The sequence below is a fragment of the Enterobacter sp. SCRI0065 genome, from assembly GCF_059766475.1.
Genome location: NZ_JCBAJB010000010.1, coordinates 1 through 14,026, shown reverse-complemented (window position 1 = coordinate 14,026; position 14,026 = coordinate 1). Strand labels below are relative to the sequence as shown.

Below are 14,026 nucleotides of genomic sequence, written 5' to 3'. Positions count from 1 at the left end.
TAATGATGCAACTCCTGCACATTAAATGGACGTCCGTCATGCTGAAAAATCTGCACGTCATTACCGGGATCATTTTCGCTCTTACTATATTCTGCCTGCTGCAAATCGTCACGGGAGGTTTGTTCTACTCTGCCGTCAGCAACGATCGTCATAATTTTCAAAACTCAGGCACGCTAAATGCGCAACAGGAAAGTTTGAGTGACAGCGTGAATACGCTGGTCAAAACGCGCGTCACCGTCACCCGAGTGGCGATCAGATACCTTAAAAATCAGCGTGATCCTGCCTCTTTGGCCGCCATTGGCAAGCTGCTGGGTAACGCCAATGATTCCTTGACCAAAGCGGAAGCGTATTACGGCACCTGGCAAGGCATGCCATCCGTTAAAGGCCAGAGCCAGTCGTTAACCGATGAGATGCAAAAAGCCTACACCCATATGCACGATGTTATGCGCCTGTCGATTGATTATCTGCGCGCTGACAACTATCAAGCCTATGGCGATCTGGATGCTCAACAGGCGCAGGACGCAATGGAAGCCGTCTATACCCGCTGGCGCGCAGAAAATAACACGCTGCTTAAAGCCGCGGCCCTGGAAAACCAGAGCAGCTTCACCAATATGCAATGGACGCTGGGGACGATTTTGGTGGTGGTTATCGCCGTACTGATCGTTTTCTGGATGGGTTTACAACATCTGCTGTTGAAACCGCTTCGTAGCATAATGAACCATATTCGGACCATCGCCAGCGGCGATTTAACCCACGCGATCCCCCTTAACAGCCGCAATGAAATGGGCCAACTGGCCACCGGTTTGCATGAAATGCAGCAATCCCTGGTGACGACCGTCAGCGCCGTTCGCGGCAGCACCGACTCGATTTATACCGGCGCAGGAGAAATTGCAGCAGGCAGTAACGATCTTTCTGCCCGAACGGAACAACAGGCCGCTTCACTAGAAGAGACTGCCGCCAGCATGGAAGAGTTAACGGCAACCGTGAAACAGAACTCCGACAATGCACGGCAGGCGACGTTACTTGCTAAAAATGCCTCTGAAACCGCCGATCGCGGCGGGCGTGTCGTCGACAACGTTGTGCGTACGATGACCGAAATTGCCGACAGTTCTCAGCAAATTGCTCATATCACTGGCGTTATCGATAGCATTGCTTTCCAGACCAATATTCTCGCGTTAAACGCCGCTGTAGAAGCCGCGCGTGCGGGTGAGCAAGGTCGTGGATTTGCGGTAGTTGCCGGTGAAGTCCGCATTTTAGCAAGTCGAAGCGCGCAGGCCGCGAAAGAGATCAAAGCGCTGATTGAAAACTCGGTCAGCCGGGTCAATACCGGTTCCGGACAGGTCAGCGAGGCCGGCAAAACCATGCAGGAGATCGTCGCGGCGGTCACTCGCGTGACCGATATTATGGGCGAAATCGCGTCCGCCTCCGACGAACAAAGTCGCGGTATTGAGCAGGTGAGCCTCGCGGTTTCGCAAATGGACAGTGTTACCCAGCAAAACGCCGCTCTGGTGCAGGAATCCGCAACCGCCGCTGCCGCGCTGGAAGATCAGGCAGAACAATTGCGCCAGGCCGTGGCTGCATTTCGTTTGAACGCGCAGCCTCAGGTGGCAACGACCCGCCCTTCAAACGTTAAAACGCCGCAGGTTTTGCGCCCGGCACCGGCCTCTGCCGGAGAAGGCAACTGGGAAACGTTCTAAAACGATTAAATTTCCAACACCGAAACGTAAACAGGACTTAAATGAAATTTCACGGTTAATGAAATGAAAAATTTAAGTTAAAAATAAGTGAATCAGGTCACTCAGGTCACTTTATTTTTGGGAGAAAGCTGTTATAACTTAATAAACCCGCCGAATGGATAAAAAAAGCGGGACTGCGAAAGGACGCACTGCTGTGTGTACTGTAGGGTCTGTCTGATGTCGGCAGGCTCTATTTTTTTATTTGCGCTCGGTCATTAATATTCCGCGGGCATGTCTTCTGAACTGAGTTATTAAGGACGACGTTAACGGTGTCTGACGAGAATCCCGTCGCTGGATTAAATAATAGGCAGCCTTTGGTAATGTTTCCGTCACCGGGAGCATTACAAGTCGGTGTGCCAGCAGCGGGTCGCAGCCCAGTTCTTGCGGCAAAATACTCAGGAAATCGCTTTGTGCAACAAGACTGATACACGAAGAGAATGTTTCACACACCACACCAATCTGCGGTATTTGTGAGCGATATTTAAACACATCCTCTAGCTGCTTATAATAACTTCCGCGCGGTGTTGGCATCGTCCAGTTATAATGCAGCAGTTCACTGATTGATTTTGCACCAATGGCTGGATGCCCCTCCCGACAAAATATCGCAAACGGCTTCTCGAACAGTTTTTCGAAGGTAAATTCGTGATCGTAAGGCCCCTGATAATAGGTATTAATCGTAAAGTCCAGCTCTCCCTGGCGTAATTCATTAATCATTGATACCAGTTGCCCTTCCATTATTCGCACTTTGACCTGCGGATGCTGTTCATGAAAGCGCGTAATGACCGGGGGCATGAGCGTACGGGCAATACTGGCTCCCATCCCGATATTGATTTGCCCGCCAAGCAGCCCCTGACGCTGACGAATGTCGTCCTGCGCGGCACGCAGCTCCTCAAGGATCAGGTTGGCATGCTGATAAAAACTCTCGCCACATTCAGTGAGCGCCACGCCTTTACTACGGCGTACAAAAAATTGCGCCGCCATGCCCTCTTCCAGCTCTTTGATTGACTTCGTCAACGCGGGTTGCGAAAGATTCATCACACGACTGGCACCCCGAATACTCCCCTGACGCGCCACTTCGACAAACGCCCGGATTTGGTGAATTTTAACCTGAAATGACATAGCTGGACCGATAACCGTTGTTTATCAGAGTAAAGAAACTGTCATCTACTTTAATGGAAATGGATGTGCGAGGGTAATTCCTGAACGGTTAAAACTGTGAATAAACGGTTAGTGATAAGTAAAAACTATCACAGCGTGAAGCAGCTCACACATTTTGATGATGACGGGAAGAGATATGGATTCGTTGACGCATACCATCCAAACATTGATGCCAAAGTTAATCGAGTGGCGTCGCGATTTTCACCATTATGCCGAATCGGGATGGGTGGAGTTTCGTACTGCTGCAATGGTCGCAGAAGTTCTGGACACACTCGGCTTTGAACTGGCAATGGGCCGAGATGTTATCGATGCCGATAGCCGCATGGGGCTGCCGGACGATGCCACACTGGCAACGGAATTTGCCCGCGCGCGCCAGCAAGGTGCTCCACAAAAATGGGTAACGGCATTTGAAGGTGGTTTTACCGGGATTGTCGCCACGCTAAATACCGGACGACCAGGACCGACAATCGCCTTTCGCGTGGATATGGATGCGCTTGATCTTAGTGAAGCCCTTCATGACGGTCATCGCCCCCATCGCGACGGCTTTGCCTCGTGTAACCCAGGAATGATGCACGCCTGCGGTCACGACGGACACACCACCATTGGTCTGGGTCTGGCTCACATCCTCAAACACAACGAATCACAGCTTCACGGCATTATAAAACTTATCTTCCAGCCTGCCGAAGAAGGGACACGCGGCGCACGCGCTATGGTCGCGGCGGGTGCGCTTGACGGTATCGATTATTTCACGGCAATACATATCGGGACAGGCGTACCCGCCGGGACGGTTATTTGCGGTAGCGATAACTTTATGGCCACCACCAAATTTGACGTGCGCTTTACCGGCGTGGCGGCTCATGCCGGTGGCAAACCGGAAGATGGCCGTAATGCCCTGCTCGCCGCAGCCCAGGCAGCACTGGCGCTTCACAGCATCGCACCGCACAGCGAAGGGGCCTCGCGGGTGAACGTCGGCGTAATGCAGGCCGGCAGCGGGCGCAATGTGGTCCCCGCCAATGCGCTACTGAAAGTGGAGACGCGTGGGGAAAGCGACGCCATCAATCAATATGTGTTCGAGCGTGCACAATCGGTTATTCAAGGTGCCGCCGCGCTTTACGGCGTGGAATATGACATGCACCTGATGGGCGCGGCTACATCAAGTTCGCCTTCCCCTGCCTGGGTGAATTACCTGCGTGAACAGGCAAGCCAGGTTCCGGGCGTCACCCAGGCAATCGACAGAGTTAAAGCACCCGCAGGCTCGGAAGATGCCACGCTGATGATGGCTCGCGTGCAGGAAAATGGCGGTCTGGCGTCTTATATGGTCTTTGGCACTGATTTGAGCGCCGGACATCACAATGAAAAATTCGACTTTGACGAGCAGATCATGGGCGTTGCTATCGATACGCTGGCCCGTACGGCACTCAATTTTCCGTGGACGCGAGGTGTGTGATGCAGGAGATTTACCGTTTTGTTAATGACACAATCGAAACACGATGTCAGACATTCACCGATATTGCCGACGAAATATGGGATCATCCTGAAACCCGCTTTGAGGAGTTCTGGTCAGCCGAGCGTCTGGCCAACGCGCTCGAAGCCGAAGGCTTTGCACTAACACGCGAAGCAGGTGGGATCCCGAACGCTTTCATTGCCAGTTTTGGTAGCGGTAAACCCGTGGTGGCGTTATTAGGTGAATACGATGCGCTGGCCGGGTTGAGCCAGCAGGCGCACTGCGCGACACAACGCTCGGACACACCAGGCTCCAACGGCCACGGTTGCGGGCATAACTTGCTCGGCACCGCTGCACTGGCAGGCGCAGTGGCCGTAAAGAGCTGGCTTGAGCAACACGGCGGAAGCGGTACGGTTCGTTTTTACGGCTGTCCCGGTGAAGAAGGCGGATCCGGTAAAACCTTTATGGTGCGCGAAGGCTTATTTGACGATGTTGATGCCGCCGTGACATGGCATCCCGAAGCCTTTGCGGGCATGTTTAACGTCAGTACACTCGCGAATATTCAGGCCGCCTGGCGTTTTTACGGCACGGCAGCGCACGCGGCGAACTCCCCGCATCTTGGCCGTAGCGCGCTGGATGCCGTCACGCTAATGACCACCGGTACCAATTTCCTCAATGAACACATTATCGAAAAAGCACGTGTCCACTACGCTATCACCAACACGGGCGGGATCTCGCCAAATGTCGTGCAGGCTCAGGCAGAAGTGCTGTATCTAATCCGCGCGCCAGAAATGGCGGATGCACGGCAAATCTACGAACGTATAGAAAAGATTGCTCAGGGCGCTGCGCTAATGACCGAAACCCGCGTGGAGCGCCGTTTCGATAAAGCCTGTTCAAGCTACCTGCCCAACCGTACGCTTGAAACCGCCATGTACGATGCGCTAAAGCATTACGGAACGCCTGCCTGGACGAAAGAAGAGCATGATTTTGCGCGCGAGATCCGCGCAACGCTCAGCGCAAACGATCTGCAAAACAGTCTCAATAATATCGCCGCTACTGGCGGTAATGAGGGCAAAGCGTTTGCCCGACGTCACCACGACACGCTGCTGGTGACTGAAGTTGCCCCGTATGCCATCACCGATAACGTGCTGGCGGGATCGACGGACGTGGGGGATGTGAGCTGGAAAATGCCCGTAGCTCAATGCTTTAGTCCCTGTTTTACCGTTGGAACACCGCTGCACACCTGGCAATTGGTGGCTCAGGGGCGCACGTCTATCGCGCACAAAGGCATGCTGTTGGCTGGAAAAGTAATGGGTTCAACAGCACTCAACCTGCTCCAGGACGCGTCGTTGCTGAAAGCATGTCGCGACGAATTTGAACAACACATCACAGAACGACCGTACGAGTGTCCGATACCCCATAACGTGACACCGTCACCTTTAAAATAATAAAACACGCAAATACAACAACACAACAGTCTCGAGGAACGCCCATGAGTATGTCTTCCATACCTTCGCCTTCCCCATCCGGTAAGCTCTATGGCTGGGTTGAAAGGATCGGTAATAAAGTACCGCACCCTTTCCTGCTTTTCATTTATCTGATTGTTATTTTGATGATTTCCACAGCCGTCCTGTCGGCGTTTGACGTTAGCGTCCGAAGCCCGGCTGACGGCAGCATGGTGGAGGTGAAAAACCTGCTTAGCGTTGAAGGGTTGCACTGGTTTTTACCCAATGTCATTAAAAACTTCAGCGGATTTGCACCGCTAGGCGCCATTCTTGCGCTGGTGCTGGGTGCAGGTCTGGCGGAACGCGTCGGACTGCTGCCAGCGCTAATGGTAAAAATGGCATCGATCGTGAGCGCGCGTTACGCGAGCTTTATGGTGTTGTTTATTGCTTTCTTCAGCCATATTTCCTCTGATGCCGCGCTGGTGATTATGCCGCCGATGGGCGCGCTGATTTTCTTAGCCGTTGGCCGCCATCCCGTAGCGGGCTTGCTGGCCGCTATCGCAGGCGTGGGCTGTGGATTCACCGCTAATCTCCTGATTGTGACAACGGATGTCCTGCTCTCCGGTATCAGCACCGAGGCGGCAAAAACCATCGATGCCGGTATGCATGTCAGCGTTATCGACAACTGGTATTTTATGGCCTGTTCTGTGATTGTGCTGACGATTGTTGGGGGGCTCATCACAGATAAAATTATTGAGCCGCGTCTGGGCAAATGGGAGGGTAACAGCGATGAGAAGCTGGACACCCTGAGTCAAGCACAACGTTTTGGGCTGCGCGTGGCAGGGATCGTTTCGTTATGTTTTATCGCGGTGATTGCCCTGATGGTAGTTCCGGAAAATGGTATCCTTCGCGACCCTGTTAAACACACCGTCCTCCCGTCGCCCTTCATTCAGGGTATTGTCCCACTGATCATTCTGTTCTTTTTTGTCGTATCGCTGGCGTATGGCATAGCCACTGGCAAAATTCGCCGTCAGGGCGATCTGCCGCATTTAATGATTGAGCCTATGAAGGAGATGGCAGGCTTTATCGTGATGGTCTTTCCGCTCGCGCAATTTGTTGCCATGTTTAACTGGAGCAACATGGGCAAATTTATGGCGGTAGGTTTGACTGATATCCTGGAAACGGCTGGATTAAGCGGTATTCCGGCTTTCGTGGGTCTGGCGCTGTTGTCGTCATTACTTTGCATGTTTATCGCCAGCGGGTCTGCAATCTGGTCAATCCTGGCCCCCATTTTTGTGCCGATGTTTATGCTGCTCGGTTTTCATCCTGCGTTTGCACAAATCTTGTTCCGCGTCGCCGACTCGTCTGTCATACCCCTCGCCCCCGTTTCGCCGTTCGTGCCGCTGTTTTTAGGTTTCCTTCAGCGCTATAAACCCGAGGCAAAACTGGGTACCTACTATTCGCTGGTTCTCCCGTATCCGCTTATCTTTTTAGGGGTATGGCTGGTGATGTTAGTGGCGTGGTATCTTGTCGGTCTGCCAATTGGACCGGGGATTTACCCACGGCTGAATTAAGGACAAGGGATGCTGAGATTACTTGAAGATAAGATTGCCACACCGCTTGGGCCACTGTGGGTCATTGCCGACGAACAGTTCAACCTGCGCGCAGTGGAATGGGAAGAGTACAGCAACCGAATGGTTGAATTACTGGATATCAATTATCGTTCGGGCTATGAGCGCATCAGCGCCACCAACCCAGGCGGCCTGAGTGATAAGCTTGGACACTACTTCGAAGGCGATCTCAGCATTATCGATACGTTACCCACCGCTACAGCCGGTACACCTTTCCAGCGCGAGGTATGGCAGGCTCTGCGCACCATTCCTTGCGGTCAGGTCATGCATTACGGTCAGTTGGCAGAACAGCTTGGTCGCGCTGGCGCGGCCCGGGCGGTAGGTGCGGCAAACGGCTCAAATCCTGTCAGCATCGTCGTACCATGCCACCGTGTGATTGGTCGTAACGGCACCATGACGGGCTACGCGGGCGGCGTTCAGCGTAAAGAGTGGTTACTGCGCCATGAAGGCTACCTGCTGCTGTAGAAACCAAGCTTTTAGTGCTTAATTTTCTTCTATTTAGGTCATAATTCCACAACCAAGCTGTGGAATTTCAAGAAGATGGCGACACAATGTCGCCACTTGTCTTTTATGATAGTTTGCCAGGCTTACTTACTCTTAAAAAAGATGTTAAAATTGACCAATATCAATTAAGGCTTGAGCAGACCTATGATCCCGGAAAAGCGAATTATACGACGCATTCAGTCTGGCGGTTGTGCTATCCATTGCCAGGATTGCAGCATCAGCCAGCTCTGTATCCCGTTTACCCTGAATGAGCATGAACTCGATCAGCTTGATAATATCATCGAGCGCAAAAAGCCTATTCAGAAGGGGCAGACGCTGTTTAAAGCGGGAGACGAACTGAAATCGCTCTATGCTATCCGTTCTGGCACTATCAAGAGCTACACCATCACCGAACAAGGCGATGAGCAGATCACCGGCTTCCATCTTGCTGGCGATCTGGTGGGTTTTGACGCCATTGGCACCGGTAACCACCCGAGCTTCGCTCAGGCGCTGGAAACCTCAATGGTCTGCGAAATTCCATTCGAGACGCTGGATGACCTGTCAGGCAAAATGCCGAACCTGCGTCAGCAGATGATGCGTTTGATGAGCGGTGAGATCAAAGGCGATCAGGACATGATCCTCCTACTTTCTAAAAAGAATGCAGAAGAGCGCCTGGCGGCCTTTATCTATAACCTCTCGCGCCGTTTTGCAGAACGTGGATTCTCTCCGCGCGAGTTCCGTCTGACCATGACGCGTGGCGATATCGGTAACTATCTTGGCCTGACGGTGGAAACCATCAGCCGCCTGCTGGGCCGTTTCCAGAAAAGCGGCATGTTAGCGGTGAAAGGTAAATACATCACCATCGAAAACGGCGAAGCGCTGGCAGTCCTCGCAGGCCATTCTCGCAACGTTGCTTAACCCCCGATTTTCTTTTTGCCAGATCGTTAAATTTTCATGATTTATTGATCTGGCGAAGGTTATCCCTTCATTTCATCAAGTTAGATGTATATCAATCAGTTACACCATACCTGCTTAAGACAATAGTGGGTTATATCGGGTTATTTAATGCCCCTTTTCCTGCCCCTATTTGAAAATTTGCCCCCAAATCTGCCCCCAAAATCTTTGGCATCTGCTCAACACTCTTTGTCCCTGCCCTATACTTTCAGTCTGACTGACTGGAGGTTTCTATGTGTGGACGTTTTGCACAAGCCCAAACCCGTGAAGAATATCTGGCTTACCTGGCCGATGAAGCCGATCGCGACATTGCCTATGACCCGGAACCTATTGGCCGGTACAACGTCGCGCCCGGAACCAAAGTCCTGCTGCTGAGCGAACGAGACGAGCAACTGCACCTCGATCCGGTTCTGTGGTCCTACGCGCCCGGGTGGTGGGATAAGCAGCCGCTGATTAACGCGCGCGTCGAGACGGCGGCCACCAGCAGAATGTTCAAACCTCTCTGGCAGCATGGCCGGGCGATCTGCTTTGCGGATGGATGGTTCGAGTGGAAGAAGGAAGGCGACAAAAAACAGCCCTACTTCATTCATCGCGCCGACGGGCAACCAATATTTATGGCTGCGATCGGCAGCACGCCATTTGAACGTGGCGATGAAGCAGAAGGTTTTCTCATTGTCACGTCTGCTGCGGATAAAGGGCTGGTCGATATTCACGATAGACGGCCGCTTGTACTGTCACCGGAAGCTGCCCGGGAATGGATGCGACAGGACATTGGAGGGAATGAGGTTGAAAAGATAGTTGCCGACGGTACTGTACCAGCAGAGAAATTCACCTGGCACGCAGTATCTACCGCTGTTGGAAACCCGAGAAATCAGGATCCTCGGTTAATCGTGGCTATTCCATGAAGCACACAAGGAGTGGCGTAAAATAACTGAAAAGAATAAGCTCAAATGGGATTGGATATCTGCATCTCAGACATCCGCTTATTGCACGAATCGGATCCTTCCATACAAGATTTCAAATTTTGAATCGTTTACAACGTGTATTAGGTCCAATTTATCTGCGATTCCCCCTCCGGAAGCAATGTAACGAAACAAACATTACCTACTGAAAATAATGAGCTAAAATTTGTTACCCCATTACTGCCGTTAGGCTGGTTGCCAATTTTTCAGCTATATTCAAGTGATGGAAAAGACTCATTCAGTCTTTAAACCATTATCGGCATAAAACATGTACATTCATTCGAGGCGATATGAAATTTCCTGGCATACCGGAAAATGAAGAAGAGCGTTTAAAGTCCCTTTATCTAACAGACCTTCTTGATACAGGCTCCGAAGAACGTTTTGACCGTTTAACACGTCTCGCAAAGAAAATTTTTCAGGTGCCCGTTGTCCTGATTAGCCTGCTGGATCGCGAGCGCCAGTGGTTGCTCGCATGCGAAGGATTGGGTACGCGCGAAACGCCCCGTAACGTATCCTTTTGCGGCCACGCCATTTTGCAGGAAGGGCCTTTTATTGTTAACGACGCCGCTAACGATGAACGTTTTCATGATAATCCCCTGGTTACCGGCGAACCCCATATAAGATTTTACGCTGGCTATCCGGTGCATCTGCCTGATGGCGCAGTTGCGGGTACACTTTGTCTGATTCATTCCACACCGCGGGGTTTTAACGACGATGATATTGCCTTACTCAGAGACCTGGCCTTTATTGTTGAGGATGAATTTAAGATTATAGGCATGGCCAAGACCGACAGTCTCACAGGTATACCCAATCGTCGTGGCTTTTACAGCACAGGGGAAAAGAGATTCCGCGCCCTTACTCAAACGAAAGAAACATTCAGCCTACTATTTTTTGATCTCGATAAATTTAAACCTATCAACGATCTCTGGGGACATGCAGAAGGCGATGAGGTGTTAAAAGTATTCTCTACTTTGTTGTACAAACTTCTTGGACCCGGAGATGTCGCAGGGCGTATTGGTGGAGATGAATTTGCCGTTCTAATCGCTCAACAGACCAGGACTGATACATTTTTGCAGGGTTTGCGTAACAGTGTGGATAAGTACAACGAAAAATCGGGTAAACCCTATAATATTAATTATTCTTATGGAATGTTGCATAATGACCCGGTTCGGTACCCGTCACTGGGCGAGATGCTTAAACAAAGTGACGAAGTGATGTACTCGGCAAAACGCAGGAAACAAGTATAAACATATACATGTCACAACTTGTCTGAATGCGTTTGGTAGCCGGTTGAGTCGGCACAGTTAAGTAACCCATGGCAAAACTGATTTGCCCTGCGAGTCGATTTTTATGTTTAAAAGCAAACAATATAAGCTCTCTGAAACTGTCCTGGGTGAAGCGGTCTTGTTATTACTCGGAGAGCAAACGCCTATTACCGTTAAGACCCTTTACCAGAGGCTGCAGGTTCAATTACTTGACGAGTGTGATGAGTTGAGAAGGTCAGGGATAATCACTGCACTCTGGGACTTACATTCTCTCACGGAAAGTGCCCTCCTTAAGCAGGGTAACAGTCGCCAAATGCAGGATATCTCTGTTGATAGTGAAGTAATAATGCACTGACTGACAGCCAGGTGAGAAATGAGCCAGCAGGTGTCGTTAGCCTGTAGCTTAATCCTACGTGATTCAGTCATATAGCAGATTTAGGCATCAAAAAATCATCGAATCCTAAGAAGGTCTGAATACCTTGTGGTGTAGCGTGGAGATAGCATTTCACGCTTCATCTGCCACTGCTGCTGTATGCCCTGTCCGGCAAAATAAAGTGTGCCCTTTCCACTCTTCACATTGAGTTGATCGAGAATATTCATCAGCAACTCGCTATCTTTGCGCGGCGCGTTCTCATCAAAAAGATTCAACTGAGCAACGCCCTGGCTGAAGAAGTCACCCAGCATAATCCCGGCTTTTTGATAACGGTGGCCCTCTTTCCATATGGCATCCAGGCATTTTGTGGCCGCGTTAATTATATCCCTGCTGTCCTGTGTGGGAGTCAGCAACTTAATAGATGCGTTTTTACCATAATACGGTTCATTCAGTGCGAATGGCGACGTCTTCACAAACGCTGAGATGTACCGACAATACTGATGTTCGCCACGCAACTTCTCCGCGCCGCGTGCTGCGTATGAACAAATGGCCTGCCGCATCTGTTCATACTCGGTCACCCTCTCCCCAAATGACCGGCTGCAAACAATTTCCTGTTTAACCGGCGCGAATTCTTCAAGTTCCAGACATGGCTCGCCACGTAATTCCCGCACCGTTCTTTCCAGAACCACGTTAAAGTGCTTACGAATGACGGCAGTATGGGTATCAGCCAGGTCCAGAACCGTTTTTATACCCATGGCTTCAAGCTTCTTGCTGATACGCCGGCCCACTCCCCAGACTTCATCCACAGGTAGCGCTGCCATCAACTTTCGCTGTCGTTCGAGGTTTGATAAATCAACGACCCCTCCTGTCTGGCGCTGCCACTTCTTTGCTGCGTAATTCGCCAGCTTCGCAAGCGTCTTGGTCTGGGCAATACCAACTCCTACAGTGAGATGCGTGCGTTTAAGAACTGTCGCGCGGATCTCTTTACCGAAGTCAGTCAGGTCACGGCAGTTCCTTACTCCCGTCAGGTCACAAAAAGCTTCATCGATACTGTAAATTTCGACACGAGGGCTCATTTCCTCCAGTGTCGTCATTACCCGGTTCGACATATCAGCATACAGCTCGTAATTGCTGCTGAAGCAGACCACGCCAGCGCGACGGAATAGGTCCTTTTGTTTGAAGAAAGGCTCTCCCATTTTAATTCCAGCGGCTTTGGCCTCAGCTGATCTTGCGATCACGCAGCCATCGTTGTTAGAGAGAACGACAACTGGCCGCCCCCTCAAATCCGGTCTGAATACCGTCTCGCATGATGCGTAGAAGGAATTTACATCACAGAGCGCAAACATGATCAGCTCGTCGATTTAACGATGAAAGTTACGACGCCAAAAACATCCAGGGTGTCTTCACTGCCGACAATGATCGGGCTATAAGCACTGTTCATTGGATTAAGTTGAACGGTTGGTCGAAGCTGAAGGCGTTTTACTGTGAACTCTCCTTCCACTGCGGCGATCACGATATCTCCATGACCCGCAGTGATTGAGCTGTCTACCACCAGCATATCACCATCACTAATCCCCGCATCGATCATCGAGTCCCCGGCAGCCTTCAGGAAGTACGTTGAACTCGGATGCTGGACCATTAACTCATTGAGATCGATACGCTGCTCAACGTAATCCGCCGCCGGGCTGGGAAATCCACACTGCACCAAATCGCTGAAAAGTGGGATCGCAATGACTTCTCGTAACTCTGCTGGTCTGTATAACTTCATAACGCACGCCTCGATACTGTTTTTATATACAGTAGTTGAATGGAAAAATCTGATCAAGGTGCGCTTTGATGTTGACTGATTAATGCTTAAGCGGTTTGGGCGTAACCATTTCATGCATCGACAAATATGTTTTTGTAAATATTTCGGCCCACCCTACTGTTTGCCTCCAGCAAGCTTTGCTACCGGGAATTTTTTATATAGTGTGCATACCGCTACATCGTAAATTAATGCTACTTGCTTACGATCGACTCCGTTCTCGACAAGCCGCCCGGCCTGATCCCATTGCTCCGGAGTCAATTTTGGCCGGCGACCTCCAATCCTTCCCTTTTCTCTCGCTGCTGCCAGACCTGCTCGGGTCCTCTCGACGATCAGCTCTCTCTCCATTTCAGCAAGGGCAGACATGATGTGGAAAATGAAGCGCCCCATTGGGCTGGAAGTGTCGATACTGTCGGTAAGACTTTTGAAGTGAATACCGCGCTGACGCAGTTCGTCTACCAGCAGAACCAGATTACGCATGCTCCGACCCAGACGATCCAGTTTCCAGACCACCAGCGTATCTCCTGCATTAAGGGCTCGCATTAGCTTCTTTAGCGCGGGTCTGTTTGCAACCGTGCCGCTCATTTTCTCCTCGAAAATCTGTTCACATCCTGCGCGTTCCAGCGCCTGTCGCTGTAGGTCAGTATTTTGGTCATTTGTTGATACCCTGACATAGCCAATTTGCATGTTTTTCACCCAATGATTTCTGCAAAAAAAACAGGTGACATTATCGGTCAAGCCATTGAAGGGCAATCTATAAAACGTCGGTTT

General features: G+C 50.9%; 12 protein-coding genes. 8 read left to right on the top strand and 4 right to left on the bottom strand.

The genetic code is table 11. From position 1 onward, the window contains the following. Positions 1 to 38 precede the first annotated feature (38 nt). Positions 39 to 1,697 carry a methyl-accepting chemotaxis citrate transducer gene (gene tcp / locus AC6EMZ_RS19930; protein ID WP_498404497.1) on the top strand — a complete coding sequence of 553 codons (1,659 nt, stop codon included), beginning with the start codon at positions 39 to 41 and terminating at the stop codon, positions 1,695 to 1,697. 237 nt (positions 1,698 to 1,934) lie between these two features. Here the strand turns inward: tcp and AC6EMZ_RS19925 are convergent, their stop codons facing one another. After that, on the bottom strand, positions 1,935 to 2,855 hold the full coding sequence (locus tag AC6EMZ_RS19925) for a LysR family transcriptional regulator (protein ID WP_498404496.1): 921 nt from the start codon (positions 2,853 to 2,855) through the stop codon (positions 1,935 to 1,937). 175 nt (positions 2,856 to 3,030) lie between these two features. On the opposite strand from AC6EMZ_RS19925, the gene AC6EMZ_RS19920 reads away from it, so the two are divergent. The 7 genes from AC6EMZ_RS19920 (at position 3,031) to AC6EMZ_RS19890 (ending at position 11,060) form a co-directional block, all read left to right on the top strand. Next, the gene (locus AC6EMZ_RS19920) at positions 3,031 to 4,341 is read left to right on the top strand and encodes a M20 family metallo-hydrolase (RefSeq protein ID WP_498404494.1); all 1,311 of its coding nucleotides are present in this window, start codon (positions 3,031 to 3,033) and stop codon (positions 4,339 to 4,341) included. Further along, positions 4,341 to 5,786, top strand: a complete 1,446-nt coding sequence (locus AC6EMZ_RS19915) for a M20 family metallopeptidase (protein ID WP_498404493.1) — start codon at positions 4,341 to 4,343, stop codon at positions 5,784 to 5,786. The genes AC6EMZ_RS19920 and AC6EMZ_RS19915 overlap by 1 nt, the downstream gene beginning before the upstream one ends. 44 nt (positions 5,787 to 5,830) lie before the next feature. Beyond that, positions 5,831 to 7,357, top strand: coding sequence for a p-aminobenzoyl-glutamate transporter (gene abgT, locus AC6EMZ_RS19910; RefSeq protein ID WP_498404492.1), 1,527 nt, complete (start codon positions 5,831 to 5,833; stop codon positions 7,355 to 7,357). A gap of 9 nt (positions 7,358 to 7,366) precedes the next feature. Then, positions 7,367 to 7,879: a methylated-DNA--[protein]-cysteine S-methyltransferase gene (gene ogt, locus AC6EMZ_RS19905; RefSeq protein WP_498404491.1), complete on the top strand. Its 513-nt coding sequence runs from the start codon at positions 7,367 to 7,369 to the stop codon at positions 7,877 to 7,879. Between the two features lie 183 nt (positions 7,880 to 8,062). After that, on the top strand, positions 8,063 to 8,815 hold the full coding sequence (gene fnr, locus AC6EMZ_RS19900) for a fumarate/nitrate reduction transcriptional regulator Fnr (protein ID WP_032617879.1): 753 nt from the start codon (positions 8,063 to 8,065) through the stop codon (positions 8,813 to 8,815). Positions 8,816 to 9,084: 269 nt separating this feature from the next. Continuing rightward, a complete protein-coding gene (locus tag AC6EMZ_RS19895; RefSeq protein WP_498404489.1) occupies positions 9,085 to 9,756 on the top strand; it encodes an SOS response-associated peptidase in 672 nt (223 codons plus the stop codon). Between the two features lie 347 nt (positions 9,757 to 10,103). Next, positions 10,104 to 11,060, top strand: a complete 957-nt coding sequence (locus tag AC6EMZ_RS19890) for a sensor domain-containing diguanylate cyclase (RefSeq protein WP_498404488.1) — start codon at positions 10,104 to 10,106, stop codon at positions 11,058 to 11,060. Positions 11,061 to 11,528: 468 nt separating this feature from the next. Here AC6EMZ_RS19890 and AC6EMZ_RS19885 read toward each other — a convergent pair whose 3' ends face one another. The 3 genes from AC6EMZ_RS19885 to AC6EMZ_RS19875 form a co-directional block, all read right to left on the bottom strand. Beyond that, positions 11,529 to 12,797 carry a Y-family DNA polymerase gene (locus AC6EMZ_RS19885; RefSeq protein ID WP_498404486.1) on the bottom strand — a complete coding sequence of 423 codons (1,269 nt, stop codon included), beginning with the start codon at positions 12,795 to 12,797 and terminating at the stop codon, positions 11,529 to 11,531. Positions 12,798 to 12,799: 2 nt separating this feature from the next. Continuing rightward, a complete protein-coding gene (locus AC6EMZ_RS19880; protein ID WP_498404485.1) occupies positions 12,800 to 13,219 on the bottom strand; it encodes a translesion error-prone DNA polymerase V autoproteolytic subunit in 420 nt (139 codons plus the stop codon). 153 nt (positions 13,220 to 13,372) lie between these two features. Further along, positions 13,373 to 13,942, bottom strand: a complete 570-nt coding sequence (locus AC6EMZ_RS19875) for a recombinase family protein (RefSeq protein WP_498404655.1) — start codon at positions 13,940 to 13,942, stop codon at positions 13,373 to 13,375. Positions 13,943 to 14,026: the final 84 nt, after the last annotated feature.